Origin of the sequence: Nostoc sp. LPT (assembly GCF_017115165.1) — a bacterium.
Lineage (GTDB): Bacteria > Cyanobacteriota > Cyanobacteriia > Cyanobacteriales > Nostocaceae > Nostoc.
Genome location: NZ_JABXKF010000123.1, coordinates 14,646 through 31,789 on the forward strand (window position 1 = coordinate 14,646; position 17,144 = coordinate 31,789).

Genomic DNA, 17,144 nt, shown 5'->3' on the forward strand with positions numbered 1-17,144 from the left:
ACCTAAACAAATTCTGGTTAACTTTGTAACGTAATTCTATCAAAGAGATTTTAGTACTGTACTAACACTTTTAATTTTACAAAATTTAGTCCTGCGATGTCTACGACGGGCTACGCCTACGCTGATGGATGCAACACAACGATATCATTGAGTATTAATGTGTCAGTATATGGTGTAGTTAACACCAACAGTAAGTTCACATTTCGACAAAGATTCATTAAGTTATATGAATAAAAAAATACATTCCATATCAGATAGCATAGTTCAAAAAATTAGTAATCTCGACAATGTGAGTATTTTAGAATTAGACAAAGAAGGAATTATTAGCTTATTTAAGGCTAATGGAATCTTACTTTTTAGAGGATTTGATGTTGATGTTGATATTTTTAAAGAATTTACCAATCTCTTGAGTATCGATTTTATCAATTATGCTGGTGGTGCATTCAGTAGAAGGGTAATTAATGAAGATGAGACTCTTTTAAGCGTCAATGATTTTAAATCTGAGATTAAGTTGCACGGCGAAATGTATTATCAGCAGAATATCCCACTTATGCTGTGGTTTTTCTGTGCTAATCCACCAGTAGAAGATGGTGAAACTACGGTATGTGATGGTAGACAATTTTTTAATGAAATTAGTAGTTCAACCAAAGAGTTATTCAGTAAAAAGAAGTTAAAATTTACTGTTCGGATATCTCAAGAGGACTGGCAGAAAAAATATCAAACAGATGATTTGAATCAGCTAGAAGAAATGTGTCAGAAGAATAATACGCATCTGACAGTAAATAACGATAAATCGATTCTGGTTGAATATATTTCTTCAGCCATTATCCCCAGCAGATGTGGAAAATATCAGGTATTTATTAATAGTCTATTGCCCACAAAGCAGTTAAGCCCAAAGATTCTTAATTTTGAAGATGATTCAGAAATTCCTGAAGAGGTTGTCTCTGAACTTAATGAAATTGCTGAAAAAATAACTACGGAAATTTCGTGGCAAAAAGGCGATATTTTAATGATTGATAATACAAGAATACTTCATGGCAGAAGGTCTTTTGCTGACGATAAAAGAGATATTTGTATTAGGCTGTGTTCTCCAGCTTTTTCATTTTGATATTTGATTACAGCAGTTATCATTTATTTAAATGATATCTGTCGTAAAGGTACAGCATTGCTGTGCTATTACTGCATTATCTATAACATAATACTTTTCAGTTAAGGGTTATTGGTGTAGATAATTGGTCTTTCAAGACGCGATAAATCGCGTCTCTACATCAGGATTTTGTTGCTCTATCTGAACTGTACTGATCTATAACGGGTTACTTCATATCATAGCCAAACAAATTCGGGTCTACTTCTCCTAACTGCAACTCTGCCAAACCATACTCTGCCCATCGTCTCTCTACCATCGCCGCCACATCTGGGTCAGATTCTAAAGGGGAACCCCATTCATGGTTTGTTTCCGGCGGAATCTTTGTAGTTGCATCAATTCCCATCCGTCCACCTAAGCCAATCTTTTCACTGGCAAAATCCAAGGTATCAAAAGGTGTATTTGGCAAAATAAAGACATCCCGCACTGGGTCAACTTTGGAACTAATCGCCCACACAACTTGACGCGGATCGCGAATATTTATGTCTTTATCCACAACAATTACAAATTTAGTGTAAGTAAATTGTGGTAAAGCACTCCAAAATGCTAAAGCCGCCCGTCGCGCTTGTCCTGGATACGCTTTATCAATGGAAATAATCGCCGCTTTGTAACTCAAAGCTTCCATTGGGAGGAAGAAATCGACAATTTCTGATACTTGTTGCCGCAGTATGGGAGTATAAATGCGATTTAGTGCGATCGCCATCATCGCTTCTTCTTTGGGTGGGCGACCGCTAAATGTTGTTAAGTAAATCGGATTTTTCCGGTGCGTCATACACTCGAAGCGGATTAACGGCGAATCTTCTACACCGCCGTAATAACCCATGTGATCGCCAAAGGGCCCATCTGGTAAAACTTCCCCTGGTGTAATTGTCCCTTCCAAGACAAATTCGGAATCGGCGGGAACTTCCAAATCTACAGTTTTACATTTCGCCAACTGCACGCCCGAACCGCCGTATAGTCCAGCAAACAGCCATTCTGATAAATCTACAGGGATGGGTGTGGCAGCTGCCATAATAATTAGAGGATCTACACCAAGTGCGATCGCAACTTCTAATTTTTTCCCACGTTCGGCTGCTTTTCGCAAATGCCTCGCCCCACCCCGCACTGATAACCAGTGAACCGTCATCGTATTCTGAGATTGTAGTTGTAAACGATATACTCCTACATTCGGAGTACCAGTTTCACAATCCTTGGTAATTACTAGTCCCAGCGTGACAATCTTGCCAGCATCACCAATATAAGGACGTATCAAAGGCAACTTATTTAAATCTAAATCATTACCTTGAAGCACAACTTGCTGACAAGCGGGGAAAAAGTCTCGTCCTGGTTTCGCCTTCACCACATCAAACAGGACTTTTCCAAAATCTATCGCCTGGGAAATCTTCTTAGGTGGTTTTGGCTGTTGTAGCATACTCAATTTTTTCCCCAGAGTTTCCAACTCCTCTGGATGCTGCATATTCATCGCCCAGCAAATCCTTTCCACAGTTCCCATCAAATTCACCGCCACCGGGAAGGAAGCGCCTTTGACGTTTTCAAACAACAATCCTGGACCACCTTTTTGCAGCATCCGGTTGGAAATCTCAGCAATTTCTAAATCTGGGTCAACTAAAGCTGAAATTCGCCGTAATTGTCCTCTTTCTTCCAAAATTTTCATGAATCCCCGCAAGTCTCTCGCCATTGTTCTAATAAAGCTGATTATTTAAGAAGTGTGAAGCGCTTTCTTATATTATGGGGCATTGGGGATTGGGGAGGCAGTGCGGTCTTCTCCCAAGGGGAGACGCCAAGGGCGATAGCGCAGCGTTAGCGAGTCTGCGAGCGTCTGGGGTTTCCCCAAGTGGAGCAACTGCCATCATTGGGAAGAGACAAAGAAGAAACTTGTTCAATCATTCTCCCTTGTCCTCCCCATTCGGGAAATTGTTGGTTTTAATTCAATACAGTTCAGAATGAGCAACAAAACCAGTACATCACAATAAAAATATGTACATTTTGGCATCAGTCTATTTTTTTGGGAATGAGACTGGCGCTTTTGGTTGCACTATCCCAAACAATCCAGCTAAGAGAATTATCTAAATCATCGGGGCTATTTGAAACTTTGAAATATAGTTTTTCTTCGCCTTTTCTTTCAATAGCAAAGTCGGCATTTTGAGCATAAACGACTATAAAACCTTTGTCTCGCAAACAATATATCGCCCAGGCTTTCAATGATTGCTTGTATGGTTCGTGTGGAATTGGCGGTTTTGCAATCGTGTCTTCAATTACTTTAAATATTTGCGTGAGTTTAGCGGTCATAGTAAATTAAGTAGTGTTTTTTAAGAGCCAAGGCAAAGGTCATTCACAGCTATATATAAGAAAAGATTGAGGTTTTAAAACTCACAAAGGTGGGTTCTGCTTGTGTGGATGCGGTTTCCAAGCGTCGATTTAACTGTGTATTTCTAACATCTGTTCTATCCATTAGAGCATTTTCAAATATTATTATCCCCAAATTTTTTTCAGATTTAGTACAAAACCAGGTAAAACACTTTCTCCAGAAATAGTTTGAGGTGATTTTAAAACTTCCACATTTTGTTCAGGGCGATAAATTTCTACTTCCTGTTTTTTTCGATTTATTAGCCAACCTAAACGACACCCATTTAACATATACTCATGCATTTTTTCTTGAACTTTTTTCAAAGTGTTAAATGGTGACATTATTTCAATCACAAAATCAGGACATAAAGGAATAAATTTTTCTCTTTGTTCTTTTGTCAAATTATCCCAACGAGATTTTTCCACCCAAGAAACATCAGGAGAACGGTCAGCACCACTTGGTAAAGTAAATCCAGTGGAAGAATCAAAAACTTCACCTAGTTGCTTTTGTTCATTCCATGATGCTAATTGCAGAATTAAATTAACGTTACTTCTTCCAGTTTCTCCTCCCGTCGGTGGCATTATGACTAGTTCTCCTTGGGCATTGCGTTCTAGTTGTAAATCGGGGTTTTCTTCACACAACTGATAAAACTGCTCTCTTGTCAGTTTAAGAATTGAATTTAGGTTTAATGTCAGTGCTGTCATAGAAGTATTTCCCTTTTTTACTGACAAATAATTATTTAATGGACTTCTGGATCGCAACGAATTTCAATCATAAAGCCATCTGGATCGTAAAAATACACTCCTCTACCAGTAGGACGAGTGACTGGGCCATGCGCGATCGCTATTTTATTTTCTCTGATCACTGCCACCGCGCGATCGAATAACTGCTGATCGATATCAAAGGCGAGATGGTACGCTCTGGTGAAGGTCTTTTCTGGATTGGAATCTGGTGGTGATAATTCTGGTTCCCCAAATAAATCTAGAATTGTACCATCGGGAGTGATGAAGTTGGCTACTTTCCCAGATGCGACTAGTTCCACTAGGGTTGCGGGTACTTCGTCGCCTGTGAGTTCGTGCAAACCCAGGATTGTGCCATAAAAGTAGCGCGAGGCTTGCATATCGTGGACGTTGAGGGCAATGTGATGTACTCTACGCAGACTTCCTGGCGCAAGCACACTGTTCAGGGATTGGGTGCTAGATAGCATAATCAACAAAATCTCAATACTTAGATAGAAGTTGAACTTTTTTTTAAAGTTTACTATTGCTAATAAAAATCTATCATGGCTTTTGATTATTCTTTAGACTTTAAAAATATTGATTTTCGCCAACATCCTGAACTCTATCGTGTTGGCAAGGGTGAGCAGGGTGTACTTTTGGTTGAACCATACAAATCAGAAATTCTTCCTTACTGGCGGTTCAAAAATCCTGAGATTGCTAGAGAGTCGAGTGAAAAAATCTACGAGATTTTTCTTGATTATTTAGAGAAAGATGATTTTGTTGGTGCAGATATGGCACGGAAGTTTATCCAAATGGGTTATACTCGCTCTCGTCGTTATGCTAATCATAAGAGTGGCAGGAAATATAAACAGAATTCGGAAGATTCAAGTTCCAAAAAAGAGATTCTTCCCTATGAAGTAGACCCAGTTAAAGCGGAATCAGCAGCAATATTTAAAGCTAAGTGGGTAGAAGCAAAGACAAATGAGAAATATCAAGAGCTTTTAGCCAAGCATAAGCAGATGTATGAAGTAGACTAGCTGTCTAGCAAGTTTCAAGTTATTTTTGTGAGAATTTCTGTGTTGCTCTTGAAGGCTTGTGAATGAGCCTTTGATCTCCTTTAATGAGTCTTTGAGCTTCATTAATAAGCCTTTGAACTCCTTTAATAAGTCTTTGAGCTTCATTAATGAGTCTTTGAACTCCTTTAATGAGCCTTTGAGCTTCATTAATGAGTCTTTGAACTCCTTTAATGAGTCTTTGAACTCCTTTAATGAGTCTTTGATACTCGTGAACGTGGTATTATCGCCAATTAATTTAAGAAAAACGCGATCGCATTTCCCCACTCAGCGATCCAATAATAATCATAAGTTGTCTATATCGCTAATATCGCATCTGGCAGTGTGATATTGAAGAATTGCATAAGCTGCTTATATTGTCGCCAATTAATTTAAGATTAACGCGATCGCACTTCCCTTTATCCCCCTATTGAAACTTGACTACGGTCAAACAACCATCCATCGCCGACAATCTTCTCTAGGCGTTGGTTGAGCCGACGGAGGAAATATTCTGGATCATTTAGCTTTTGCTGGGCAAGCCAAGTACCAAACGCTTCCTGTGTCTCAATTCCTTGGGCAACCGCCGCCCCTAATATTAGGTTGACACTATGCTCTTGGAGTTCCTTTAACTGGGGATGACCTTCACCCCGGCGGTTGCAAAAGAACATTGCAGTTGTCCCTAGCAAAGCTTCTAGTTCATCACCTTGAGGGACTGCATTACATAAACCACAGATTAACTGAATGGTCTGTGCTAAGGGGGCTTGAATTCTCAGCGTCAGCCAGATTGCTTGAGCTAGGTAAACCAAACCGTTGCTTTCATCTGCTAGACCTAAGTTACTCAGAACTGTTACCAAATCACCGTATGCACGAACCTGTACAAGTGCCAAAGCAGCTTGCAAATTTAGCTCTAACTGCCTAGCTTTATTTCCAGTTTTACCTGCCCAAGAAGCCATATTTGCCAAAGTAGCGCCTTTACCTTGGACATCGCCAATCTGCTCTTTTATTTCCAAGGATTGCTCGTAGAGTACAAGTGCTCTAGCTGTGTGCCCTTGGTCGGCGATTATCCGTGCCATGTTGTTGAGGGTAGTAGCTTTACCTTGGACATCACCAATCTGCTCATATATTTCTAAGGATTGCTCATAGAGTGCTATTGCTCCAGTTATGTCCCCTTGTTGGGCAATTATCTGTGCCATGTTGTTGAGAGTAGGGGCTTTACCTTGAATATCACCAATCTGCTCAGATATTTCCAAGGATTGCTCGTAGAGTACAAGTGCTCTAGCTATGTGCCCTTGTTGGGTGATTATCCATGCCATGTTGTTGACGATAGCGGCTTTACCTTGGACATCATCAATCTGCTCATTTATTTCCAAGGATTGCTCGTAGAGTGCTATTGCTCTAGTTATGTCCCCTTGTTGGGCGATTATCCATGCCATGTTGCTGAGGATAGCGGCTTTACCTTGGACATCGCCAATCTGCTCTTTTATTTCCAAGGATTGTTCGTAGAGTGCTATTGCTCTAGTTATGTCACCTTGTTGGGCGATTATCCATGCCATGTTGTTGAGGGTAGCGGCTTTACCTTGAATGTCGCCAATCTGCTCATATATTTCTAAGGATTGCTCCCAAAGTGCAAGTGCTTTAGCTATGTCCCCTTGTTGAGCGATTATCTTTGCCATGTTGTTGAGAGTAGTGGCTTTACCTTGAATATCGCCAATCTGCTCAGATATTTCTAAGGATTGCTCCCAAAGTGCAAGTGCTTTAGCTATGTCCCCTTGTTGGGCGATTACCCCTGCCATGTTGCTCAGGGTAGCGGCTTTACCTTGGACATCGCCAATCTGCTCAATTATTTCCAAGGATTGCTCATAGAGTGCAAGTGCTTTAGCTATGTCCCCTTGTTGGGCGATTATCTTTGCCATGTTGTTGAGGATATTGGCTTTTCTTTTAACATCGCCAATCTGCTCAATTATTTCCAAGGATTGCTCATAGAGTGCTATTGCTCTAGCTATGTCCCCTTGTTGGGCGATTATCCATGCCATGTTGTTGAGGGTAGCGGCTTTACCTTGGACATCGCCAATCTGTTCAATTATTTCCAAGGATTGCTCGTGGAGTGCAAGCGCTCTGGGGATGTCCCCTTGGTCGGCGATTACCAGTGCCATATTGTTGAGGATATCGGCTTTTCTTGTTAAATCATCTTCAGTGCAAAGGTCTAAAGCTTGCTGACAATGAACAACAGCCTCTTGCACAAAACCCAAAACCTTTTCAGCAGTAGCAATGATTTTTAAGATGCGGTAGTCTTGATAAACTACCAGAATTTGCTTACATAAATCAAAAGCTTCCACAAAGCGGGAATAGTTCACCCAATTAGCTGCAATCCAATACCCAATGCTGACAGCAATTTCTTGCTCTCTTGCCAGCAGTCCCAACCGAACAATTTCCAGTCCTTCTGCTTCCGTTTTTTGGTTAGACTCCTCCCACCAAGCTTGATGGATTTTCCTCACCGCTTGCTGTCGCGTTGCTTGCCATTCTTCCTGAATCAACACTGTTTCTAGCAACGATTCTAAAATTGTCGTCACTCGGTAATTTGCTGGTTGTGTGGGGTGAGTGGTAGCGGACTCGACTAGGCTGAGGCTGACAAGCTTTTGCAGAGGTGGGGAAGTGGGGGAAATAGCGTTGATAATTTCCTCAGTCACAGGTAAGTGAAACACACTCAACCGTGCGAGAAACTTTTTTTCTGCCACTTCCAAAGCATCCAGCAGAGTTTGTGCCAAGATATTTTCGCAGAATTTTTGCTCAGTCTCTTCTAGTCGAGTCAATAATTCATCCACCGCTATTCCTGGTTGCTGAATTACCTCCAACAGCCACTTCAACAAGCGGGGATTACCATCAGCAATGTGAATAATCCGCCGAGTTCTTAACTGTTGCCTAACTTCTTTATCTAAAGGAAAGCAGATTTTATCAATATCACTGCTGCTCATCCCTGCCAAAGATTCCAAATGCAGACGATGAGGTGGCAAAGTGTCTGCTTTCAAATAGCGACAGGTGACAATCAGCCGACTTTCGGCCCCGGTTTCTGCCAATGCTGCACAAATCGCCCCTAAAATTTCGTAAGCCTCTGCCGTCATCCGCAGTGAGCCATCTTCAATGTTAGCTATGGGGATGTTCTGCTCAAAGTCATCCAGCACCAACAGTAAGGGTTGGTTGTGTTCTTTTTCTATTGCTTCAAAAAAGTTTTGCAACCGTCCTTTAAGAGACACCTTTGGTTCGTTCAAAAGTGCAGGCACATCTGCAAACCGCTCAAACTTATTAGAAAGCTTATTCAGCAAACCTATTTCATCCAGAGGCCCAATCAACACGACTCGCGCAAAGTTAGAACGCTGCACTTCCACCCGTGTACATAACCGCGCCGCCAAGCTACTTTTACCCAGTCCCCCCATCCCCGCAATAAACACACCAATTTGATCGCTAGTTTCCTGCAATGCCTTGAGACACCGTTGCAAATGCCGCCTGCGTCCGACAAACTCAAATTGACTGGCAACTTTAACTAGATTATTCTCATCAAGAAATTCTTGCTCTGGCGCTGTCAACTTCAGCTTTTCACGATTTCTTGTTCTCAGCGCTGTCACCAGTTGGTTAATGGGGCGCGTATCCCGATACATCCGCAACAGATGCCAGTCGGTGCATTCTTTCTCAATCATCTCCTGCTGCGTCGCTTTGACTGCTTCTTCAACAGTTGCCCCCGTCGCCAAAGCTTGATAAAGTGCCTGTGCCGCTACAATACCCGTGCGGTCATACACCGGACGCGCCCAGCCTAAAACTATACCTGCCCCCGCCTTCACTAATGCCTGTGCCATCGAGGGTACTGTCCCCTTGTTAGGAACCTGTCCCGTATGACAACCAGAGAGAAAAGTTACACGCGGCCAACGTCCGCGAAAGGCTTTAGCTAAATCATTGACGGTAGTAAGTTGCATATTTCCCACCTCATCTTCAGTGATGAAGCAGGGGGTATTGTCTGGCAGTGTTGCACCTGTTGACAGCAAAGAGCCGTAATCTTTTTTGGTATAAATTATCCCGTGTCCCGTGAGGTGAAAGACATCAAAATAGTCTTCTGGGTAGGATTTCACCAAATTGGCTAACTCCGTAACCGAGCCACTTTCCTCGACAATCAACGCCAAAGGCTGCTCCTTAGTTGCTTGCAAAATGTTGGCTTCTTCCTGCTCAAACCCTAGTGGTGGAACTCTGGGATCTTCAGGAGAAGTCGCCATGAACAGCAACCGCAATGGGCGATTTTGCACGCCAATCACTGGGGTTTGACGCTGCTGCACAGAACGCACTGGTAAAACGGAAATATCTCGGCGTTCTATCAAAAACCCTGCACCATCATGTAGCAATTCCCAAGGTAGATGTGCCAATCCCAATGCTACCCGTTCTGTTTCCGGGTTCAACCCCTTTGCTTCGCTGGTTTTAATCAAATCTAGAAGAATCGTTTGCTCATCCGCCTCATCCAGCGCCCTTCTCAGCCATCCTTCTTTACCATCCAGCCATTGATAAAGTTGCCGTCCCAACTGGGTGAGATAGGGTAGATAATCTTTTTGTTGAGCATAATAATTTTGCTCGCACAAATCAATCAGCGCTGCCAACTCCGTTTTATCCAGGCGACGCGAGCCATAATCACAGCGCAGTTCAAAAGTTTGCTGTTGACTGAGGGCGAAGGTGAAGTTTAGGGGCATGGCTGACAGCAGTAGTTTCCACAGTAACCTTCACCGTATTATCACCTTTTTCCCGAAATTATCGCCGATATTCATCGCCGCAATCGCCGATTAGCTGGTACAAATCGCGTGATTGGCGAGATACTGCATTGATGCGATCGCGATCGTCAGCATCTAAACTAAAACTAAATACTTTGGCGTTATCTTCTATATGTTCAGATACCCCAAGTCTGGCACCAACTATCACACCGCCCACTGTTGGCCGATCTAAAATGTAACGCACTGCCACGTTAGAGATACTTACCTCATGCTTATTAGCAATTTCTTTTAAGATAGCCAGCAACTCTTGAAATAATTGCCAACCACCCCAAGCATCGATCATATTTTTATATTTCTTTAAACTAGCAGTAGATAGATCAAAACCTCGCGGTTCTGGTTTACCCACATAGTTTTCTGATAACAAACCGCCGCACAGTGTACCGTAAGTAAAAAGCTTTATGTCATGCTGTTGACAAAACTCCACCATATTAACTTCAGGGCGGCGGTCAATAAGGGAAAATTGCACTTGGTTAGAAACAATTTTGATACCTGCTTCAGTAATAATCTTTAAGTTTTCCGTGTCAAAATTAGTTAAACCTAGATGCTTAATTTTACCCTCAGTCTGAAGTTCTGCCATATATTTGAGAGCATCGAGGTAATTTTTATCCTGATATTCCCACCAGTGGAATTGCATCAAATCTAACGATTGCACATTCATCCTTCTCAAGGAAATATCAATATTTTCCTCAACTATTTTTTTCGTCATTTTGCCTGGATGAGGCACCCATTTTGTAAAGGCTTGCACCTGAGATAAAGCATCTTTTCCACGAGTATCAATTAGTTGACAGCGAAACTCACCAATAAAATCTTCTGCGGGGCCATAATGATCTGCTAAATCCCAAGTGGTAAAGCCTGCATCTACATATTTGAACATAGTCTCAATAGCGGCTTGGGGATTGATCTGTCCATGTCCGCCAGAGACTTGCCACATCCCATTTAATATGCGGCAGATGTTCAAATCGGGAGTAAATTGGAGACGACTAGCTGCGGGTAAGTTCATTTTCAATTTATGAGTGAAAAGTTAGGAATGGGAAGACTTAAGAATTACTAATAGATAAATCATAACTGATAATTCATAATTCCTAACTTCTAACTCCCAACTCCTAACTTTTTAACGCCAGCCTTTTTCAGCTTGTTCAAGAACGTAAGCAGCAACGTCTTGAATTTGCTGTTCGCTGAGGCGGTCTTTGTAGGCTGGCATATTATTTTTACCATTGGTAACTATAGATGTAACTGCCTCTATTGAATCCATGCCATACTTTTTCAGCGCTTGCTTTTTGAGATTTTTACCTCGCCTGATGATGTTGCTACCGTTGATATGACAACCAGCACAATGAACACTAAATATTTGTTCGCCGTTAACTGTGTCTGCTGCACTAGCAGGCAAAGTAAAAGTACTGATTAATAACAAAAATATTACTAATACTAATGTAAGTATTTTTTTCAATTAACTTCTCCAGATTTGGACATACTAGTTGCAGGCATAAATGTTAGAAGCAATACTAGAGGGATTCAAAGTCAGTTGTAAATCCGGCGAAAATTGCACAATCTTCTTGAAAAGCTTCGGCATCGCTAACATCCTCAATTTTATAAGACATAATGCGCGTACCATCTGGCATTTTTTTGGAACCAATCAATTCACCTTGATATTTCTCTGCGATCGCTTTAAATTCAGTACCATAAATCTTCCAGGCATCACCCGAACAAGTAATATTTACTTGCCACATATTTCACTTCCAATTACTACCACTAAATATTCATCATCTCACAAATGGGCAACATCTTACACATCACCTCTTGGGAACTGGAATTTTCTATCTAAAGGAAGTACCTAGCCATATCGGTCTACGCCATAATGTGGATGTAGGAACATTTCTAGAAAATTTTATCCCAATTAGTTAAATTCTACGAGTTGAAAATGCCTAACAATATCAAGCAACAAATTCAAGCTGACTTGCAACAAGCGAAAGAAACTGGACAATTAAGAACTGAGCGGATTCGAGAAATAGTAAAATCCGCAGTTTCTCAAGTAGCTTCTGAGTTTAAACAAGGTTCTAGCGAAGTTCGTAGCATTGTGAAAGATGCAGTTTCTGCTGTAATTGAAAACTTCCAAGAAAAAGGTAGCGAACTTAAAGATGAAGTGACAGCTTCCATTGAAGGAGCGCTGGAAGGAATTAATAGCAAAAGACACGAAAGTATTGCTCAAACTCAAACAGATATAAAAAGGCTACAAGCTCAACTTGATGGTGAAGAAGAACAACTCCAGCAAGAGGTTGATGTAATTTTGGCAGAGATTGAAGAGACAGGTAAGGAAAAACCTGCGAGTACCAAAACTGCCATTGATTCTGCTATCAATGCCCTTAAAGATAGTGAAGAAGCAGGATTGTTAAAGAAACGTTACGCGCAACTGCAAGCGCAGCTAGCCATTGTCCGAGCTAACATAGCTGCACGCTATGGCGGGCGGAATATGGAAGTTCAAGATTATCTAGACGAGGCTAAACACTGGTATGATAAAGCTCGTCCTCAAGCAGAGTCTGTAGCTGTACAGGTAGAACAGAAGCGATCGCAACTAGAAGAGCAATTAGGTGAAGCTGGCACATCTTTAGCAAGAAAAGAGCGCCAAATCAAACAAACGTTGAGGCAGTTACTCTTAACGGCTGCTGACTTGTTCAAAGATAAGCAACCTGCTGATAAAGAACGGGAGACTATTCATAAATAGACTGTTTTAACGTTTAATTGACTTACAAAAGTAGGGTGGGAAATTCTCACCCTATTTTGTTGAAACAGTAGTTTTCATTAGACTTTTTGTATGAATCAAAAGCCCTCACCCTAAATCTCTCTCCCCATCTGGGGAGAGGGACTTTGAAAACTTTGAAATTAGCTCCACTTCTCCCAATTTTGGCAGAAGGGATTGGAGGATGAGGGCTTTACTATTGCACTGTATTAGAAAAAATAGTAAATGGATAATTGTCGTGCAACAATTACCCATTTGTAACAATATTATTGCGTATTATTAAATACGTCCTTCTCGATTAACTTGCTCGTCATGCTTGGCGATAACCCAAATTGCATGAATACTACCAGGAAGCCAACCTAAAACTGTGAGCAAAATGTTAATAAACAGAGTGGGCCCAACTCCAACTGTCAAGAAAATGCCTAAAGGAGGAACTAACAAACCTAGAAGAAAACGAACTAGTTTCATGATTTTACAACTTTGTGATTTTGTTTAATTACATTCATTTGAGGATGCCGAATTAGGAAATCCACTTTCGGAGATTTTATGTAGGTGAGAAACGTGATGTAACTGGCGTTTCCACTGGTTCTAACTTATCTAGAAGAAGGTAATTCAGCTTGATTCTTTACATCACCACTGCTGGTTAAAAGGTTTCTTTCAACAAAGTAGTTATTAATAAAAGTGTTAGCAAAAGTTAAAATTACTGGCCCAAGCAGGAAACCAATAATTCCGCGAACTGCGAACCCAGGAACTAGGACTGCTGCTAACCAGAAACACAAACCGTTGACAACAAGCGAAAATGCTCCAAATGAGAGAAAGTTAAGTGGTAGGGAAAGAGCAGACAAAACTGGTTTAACTGAACCGTTAATTAGACCAATTACTAAAGCAGCAATCAAAGCTGCGGGGAAATTAGCAATATTAACGCCTGGAACAACGATATCAACAATCAACAGGCTCAAAGCTGTAGCTAGCGCGGTTAAAAATGGAGTCAACATTGTTTTTACCTAATAACTAGAGATTTTTTTTCCACTTCTTCTATCATCTTTAACTATCTGCTACGGTTTCACCTCCCTTGCAAGATAGAATTTCTTTCTACCATTAGGTCTATCATTAGATAAAACTATAGCGGTTCTAAATACATTTTACGGGCGCATAGCTGTATGCCTATACATTAGACATAGGAGTAGAGACATAGCACTGCTACGTCTCTACAAGGGTTCTGGATAACGCATATTAATTCCTGAAGATGTCTAACATATTGCAATGTTTTGAAGGGTGCGTTAAACAAACTTAACGCACCCTATAAATTTAAGATTAATTTAATGTTAAAAGGCAAAAATCACTCAGATTTTCCCGACTCAGGCTTATAATAAAGGGCTGATTTATATAAGACTTGTTCTTGATGGGTTTCTAAAGTGCAATCAGACAAAGGGTAAGTTACACAAGTAACAATATAACCAGCCTGTATTTCATTTGGACGCAGAAATTTTTGCTCGCTTTGATCGACTTCACCACTAATAAGTTTCGCAATACACGCAGAACATTCGCCTTGCTTACATCCAGATGGTAGGCGGATACCAGCTTCTTCCGCCATATCCAAAATATATTGCTCGTCTGGTACTGGAATGGTGCGATCTAATCTAAGTGTAGAATTGATAAATCGAACTTGATAAACTGCCATCTGCTGTTTCTAATTATTGTTTAACTGCTTTCATCGACAAACTAATCCGCTTGAGTTTCTCGTTGATTTCTACCACCTGCACTTTGACTACTTGTCCAACTTTGACTACTTTGTTGGGATCGTCTATAAATCTATCAGCAAGTTGGGATATATGCACTAAGCCATCTTGATGTACGCCGATATCGACAAATGCGCCGAAGTTGGCGACATTCGTCACAATTCCCTCTAGTTCCATTCCCACATTTAAGTCCCTGATTTCCTTAATTCCTTCTCTGAAGGTGGCATACTTAAACTCAGCACGAGGATCTCTACCTGGTTTTTCGAGTTCGCTGAGGATGTCGCGCAGTGTGGGTTCGCCGACGCTATCAGTAACGTATTTCTTCAGGTTGGTCTTTTTGAGTTTTTCAGCAATTTGTGTTACCTGATTTAATGGCACATTTAGATCGGATGCGATCGCTTCTACTACAGAATAACTCTCTGGATGCACTGCTGTATTATCCAAAGGGTTGTCACCGCCGCGAATCCGCAGAAAACCCGCTGCTTGTTCAAAAGCCTTTGGCCCCAGTTTCGGAACTTTCAAAAGTTGTCGGCGATTTTTAAAGGCTCCATGCTGGTTGCGATGGGCGACAATATTATTGGCTACTGTTGCCGTAATCCCAGAGACGGAAGTGAGAAGTTCTTTGGATGCGGTGTTTAAGTCTACGCCGACGTAGTTGACGCAGCTTTCTACAGTGTCATCCAATTTCTTTTTCAACAACTTCTGATCGACATCGTGCTGATATTGTCCCACACCAATGGATTTGGGATCGATTTTCACTAGTTCCGCTAAGGGGTCTTGCAAACGGCGGCCGATACTAATTGCGCCGCGCACGGTAATATCTAAATCGGGAAACTCTTCCAGCGCCACAATGCTTGCAGAATATATAGATGCGCCAGACTCATTCACCATCACCTTAACTGGTTTGCGTTCTATATTTTGCAATATTTGCGTGACAAATTCCTCTGTCTCGCGGGACGCTGTACCGTTACCAATGGCAATTAACTCAATTTTGTACTTTTCAATCAGATTTTTGACAGTTTGTGCAGCTTTGAGTCGTTGTTCAGCCGCTTGGTGAGGAAATACCGCCTGATATTCCAAAAATTGTCCAGTTTGGTCGAGGACTGCAACTTTACATCCAGTTCTAAATCCAGGGTCTATCGCCAGGGTTGGTTTCATTCCTGCTGGTGCAGACAGCAGCAACTCCCGCAGATTAGTTTCAAATGTTTTGATTGATTCTATGTCTGCATAAACTTTTTTCTCAGAAATTACCTCTCCCATGAGAGAGATTTTCATCAAGCGGTTGAATGCATCCTTCAGCATCGCCTGATAAAAATCCCGAATTGTCCGAACTTTGGTTTTAATTTCTTTCGACTCAAGATAGTAAAGTAGCGTATCCTCATCGAAAGCAATTTCAAAGCTTAATACTTTCTCAGTTTCACCCCGACACAACGCCAACATATTGTGGGGTGCAATATTTTTTACCCTAATTTGATAGTTACGGTACATCTCAAATTTGGTTGTACCTTCAGGATAATCATCTTTGATGCGGGAGACAAATACCCCTTCTTCTAAAAGATAGTCACGGATATATGCGCGTAACTCAGCTTTTTCAGCCACTTCTTCCGCTAAAATGTCAGCAGCACCTTTGAGCGCTTCTTCTGCTGTTTTTACTCCCTTCGTTTCCGAAATATACTTAGCCGCTTCTTCCTCTAGTGAAGCCGTTGCAGCATTTTTGACATTTAGCGAATTGATGAACTCTGCCAGTGGTTCGAGTCCTTTTTCTCTGGCGATAGTGGCGCGGGTGCGGCGCTTTGGTCGATAGGGTAAGTATAAATCCTCAAGTTCCGTTTTTTGTAAGCAGGATGAGATTTTGGCTTTGAGTTCATCTGTAAGTTTACCTTGTTGGGCGATCGCACTTAAAATCACCGATTTCCGTTCTTCCAGTTCTGTTAAATAAGTATATCGATCGGCCAGTTCGCGTAGTTGCACCTCATTCATTTCATCGGTGCGCTCTTTGCGGTAACGTGCAATAAACGGAATTGTTGCACCCTCCGCCAAAAGTTCCAGTGCGTTTTGCACCTGATGGGATTTGAGGTTTATTTCAGTTGCCAGTAGTTGAGGAATGTTCAGCATTAGGTGTCTAAAATGAAAATGCTACTTCTAAAGGTAATATGCTAGATCCTTATCCTGGCGCAAGGCCAAAGTTTTAAGCTAATTTACCAGATGATTGATCATAAGAGTGCAATTGGCGAAATAGACAAAACGCACCTAAGTAAGTTTTATAACCCTTTCAATTTGCGTAGATGAATGAGAATTTGTCTAGTATTAGCACCTTGGCTGAGTCGGGAGAACGGCAAAAGTAGCATCACCCACAGGAATTGTCTGTTCCTAAATACTACGCAACTTCGCATACCGCCTCATACGTACTTTTAAAGCTTGGCGCGTACACCATCGACCACAGAAAAAAGAGTTGTCAAGCTTTTAGGCGCTTCATGTGTCGCAATAATTATTCCAATTAGTGTAATATACGACGTTGTGTAATCTTGATTTTCTATAATATTTATTTCGCTCGACTGTTGTAGCCAAAACCTCATTGGATGTAAGATTAACCACACTTCCAAAAAA

The 17,144-nt window shown here is 41.3% G+C and carries 15 protein-coding genes; 3 read left to right on the top strand and 12 right to left on the bottom strand.

What is annotated here, in order from left to right; genetic code table 11:
- Positions 1-289 precede the first annotated feature (289 nt).
- Entirely contained in the window at positions 290-1,108 is an 819-nt protein-coding gene (locus HWQ58_RS22625; RefSeq protein WP_292867402.1) for a TauD/TfdA family dioxygenase, read from the top strand.
- A gap of 205 nt (positions 1,109-1,313) precedes the next feature.
- Here HWQ58_RS22625 and HWQ58_RS22630 read toward each other — a convergent pair whose 3' ends face one another.
- The 4 genes from HWQ58_RS22630 to HWQ58_RS22645 form a co-directional block, all read right to left on the bottom strand.
- On the bottom strand, positions 1,314-2,822 hold the full coding sequence (locus tag HWQ58_RS22630; RefSeq protein WP_292867404.1) for a UbiD family decarboxylase: 1,509 nt from the start codon (positions 2,820-2,822) through the stop codon (positions 1,314-1,316).
- Between the two features lie 314 nt (positions 2,823-3,136).
- Positions 3,137-3,433: a hypothetical protein gene (locus HWQ58_RS22635; protein WP_292867406.1), complete on the bottom strand. Its 297-nt coding sequence runs from the start codon at positions 3,431-3,433 to the stop codon at positions 3,137-3,139.
- A gap of 183 nt (positions 3,434-3,616) precedes the next feature.
- Entirely contained in the window at positions 3,617-4,195 is a 579-nt protein-coding gene (locus tag HWQ58_RS22640; protein WP_292867408.1) for a Uma2 family endonuclease, read from the bottom strand.
- Positions 4,196-4,230: 35 nt separating this feature from the next.
- Entirely contained in the window at positions 4,231-4,698 is a 468-nt protein-coding gene (locus tag HWQ58_RS22645) for a VOC family protein (protein WP_292867410.1), read from the bottom strand.
- A gap of 75 nt (positions 4,699-4,773) precedes the next feature.
- On the opposite strand from HWQ58_RS22645, the gene HWQ58_RS22650 reads away from it, so the two are divergent.
- Positions 4,774-5,247: a DUF4385 domain-containing protein gene (locus HWQ58_RS22650; RefSeq protein WP_292867412.1), complete on the top strand. Its 474-nt coding sequence runs from the start codon at positions 4,774-4,776 to the stop codon at positions 5,245-5,247.
- 434 nt (positions 5,248-5,681) lie between these two features.
- On the opposite strand, the gene HWQ58_RS22655 is transcribed toward HWQ58_RS22650, so the two are convergent.
- The 4 genes from HWQ58_RS22655 to HWQ58_RS22670 all read right to left on the bottom strand — a co-directional run bounded on the left by HWQ58_RS22655 (position 5,682) and on the right by HWQ58_RS22670 (position 11,791).
- Positions 5,682-9,986, bottom strand: coding sequence for a tetratricopeptide repeat protein (locus HWQ58_RS22655; RefSeq protein WP_292867414.1), 4,305 nt, complete (start codon positions 9,984-9,986; stop codon positions 5,682-5,684).
- A 58-nt stretch (positions 9,987-10,044) separates the two neighbouring features.
- Positions 10,045-11,064 (bottom strand): aldo/keto reductase, encoded by a 1,020-nt coding sequence (locus HWQ58_RS22660; protein WP_292867416.1) that lies wholly within the window; start codon positions 11,062-11,064, stop codon positions 10,045-10,047.
- Positions 11,065-11,175: 111 nt separating this feature from the next.
- Positions 11,176-11,511, bottom strand: a complete 336-nt coding sequence (gene petJ / locus HWQ58_RS22665) for a cytochrome c6 PetJ (RefSeq protein WP_292867418.1) — start codon at positions 11,509-11,511, stop codon at positions 11,176-11,178.
- Positions 11,512-11,566: 55 nt separating this feature from the next.
- Positions 11,567-11,791 (bottom strand): hypothetical protein, encoded by a 225-nt coding sequence (locus HWQ58_RS22670; RefSeq protein WP_292867420.1) that lies wholly within the window; start codon positions 11,789-11,791, stop codon positions 11,567-11,569.
- Positions 11,792-11,982: 191 nt separating this feature from the next.
- Here HWQ58_RS22670 and HWQ58_RS22675 point away from each other — a divergent pair, with 191 nt between their 5' ends.
- Positions 11,983-12,783, top strand: coding sequence for a histidine kinase (locus tag HWQ58_RS22675; protein WP_292867422.1), 801 nt, complete (start codon positions 11,983-11,985; stop codon positions 12,781-12,783).
- 294 nt (positions 12,784-13,077) lie between these two features.
- Here HWQ58_RS22675 and HWQ58_RS22680 read toward each other — a convergent pair whose 3' ends face one another.
- The 4 genes from HWQ58_RS22680 to HWQ58_RS22695 form a co-directional block, all read right to left on the bottom strand.
- The gene (locus HWQ58_RS22680; RefSeq protein WP_292867424.1) at positions 13,078-13,266 is read right to left on the bottom strand and encodes a YqaE/Pmp3 family membrane protein; all 189 of its coding nucleotides are present in this window, start codon (positions 13,264-13,266) and stop codon (positions 13,078-13,080) included.
- 125 nt (positions 13,267-13,391) lie between these two features.
- On the bottom strand, positions 13,392-13,793 hold the full coding sequence (locus HWQ58_RS22685) for a phage holin family protein (protein ID WP_292867426.1): 402 nt from the start codon (positions 13,791-13,793) through the stop codon (positions 13,392-13,394).
- Between the two features lie 344 nt (positions 13,794-14,137).
- Positions 14,138-14,479 (bottom strand): 2Fe-2S iron-sulfur cluster-binding protein, encoded by a 342-nt coding sequence (locus tag HWQ58_RS22690; RefSeq protein WP_292867428.1) that lies wholly within the window; start codon positions 14,477-14,479, stop codon positions 14,138-14,140.
- Between the two features lie 13 nt (positions 14,480-14,492).
- Positions 14,493-16,652 (bottom strand): Tex family protein, encoded by a 2,160-nt coding sequence (locus tag HWQ58_RS22695; RefSeq protein WP_292867430.1) that lies wholly within the window; start codon positions 16,650-16,652, stop codon positions 14,493-14,495.
- Positions 16,653-17,144 lie beyond the last annotated feature (492 nt).

Bases quoted from the DNA above. Each gene is read 5' to 3' on its own strand.
- HWQ58_RS22630 (WP_292867404.1), bottom strand. From the start codon at position 2,822: ATGGCGAGAGACTTGCGGGGATTCATGAAAATTTTGGAAGAAAGAGGA.
- HWQ58_RS22635 (WP_292867406.1), bottom strand. From the start codon at position 3,433: ATGACCGCTAAACTCACGCAAATATTTAAAGTAATTGAAGACACGATT.
- HWQ58_RS22640 (WP_292867408.1), bottom strand. From the start codon at position 4,195: ATGACAGCACTGACATTAAACCTAAATTCAATTCTTAAACTGACAAGA.
- HWQ58_RS22645 (WP_292867410.1), bottom strand. From the start codon at position 4,698: ATGCTATCTAGCACCCAATCCCTGAACAGTGTGCTTGCGCCAGGAAGT.
- HWQ58_RS22650 (WP_292867412.1), top strand. From the start codon at position 4,774: ATGGCTTTTGATTATTCTTTAGACTTTAAAAATATTGATTTTCGCCAA.
- HWQ58_RS22655 (WP_292867414.1), bottom strand. From the start codon at position 9,986: ATGCCCCTAAACTTCACCTTCGCCCTCAGTCAACAGCAAACTTTTGAA.
- HWQ58_RS22660 (WP_292867416.1), bottom strand. From the start codon at position 11,064: ATGAACTTACCCGCAGCTAGTCGTCTCCAATTTACTCCCGATTTGAAC.
- HWQ58_RS22670 (WP_292867420.1), bottom strand. From the start codon at position 11,791: ATGTGGCAAGTAAATATTACTTGTTCGGGTGATGCCTGGAAGATTTAT.
- HWQ58_RS22675 (WP_292867422.1), top strand. From the start codon at position 11,983: ATGCCTAACAATATCAAGCAACAAATTCAAGCTGACTTGCAACAAGCG.
- HWQ58_RS22680 (WP_292867424.1), bottom strand. From the start codon at position 13,266: ATGAAACTAGTTCGTTTTCTTCTAGGTTTGTTAGTTCCTCCTTTAGGC.
- HWQ58_RS22685 (WP_292867426.1), bottom strand. From the start codon at position 13,793: ATGTTGACTCCATTTTTAACCGCGCTAGCTACAGCTTTGAGCCTGTTG.
- HWQ58_RS22690 (WP_292867428.1), bottom strand. From the start codon at position 14,479: ATGGCAGTTTATCAAGTTCGATTTATCAATTCTACACTTAGATTAGAT.
- HWQ58_RS22695 (WP_292867430.1), bottom strand. From the start codon at position 16,652: ATGCTGAACATTCCTCAACTACTGGCAACTGAAATAAACCTCAAATCC.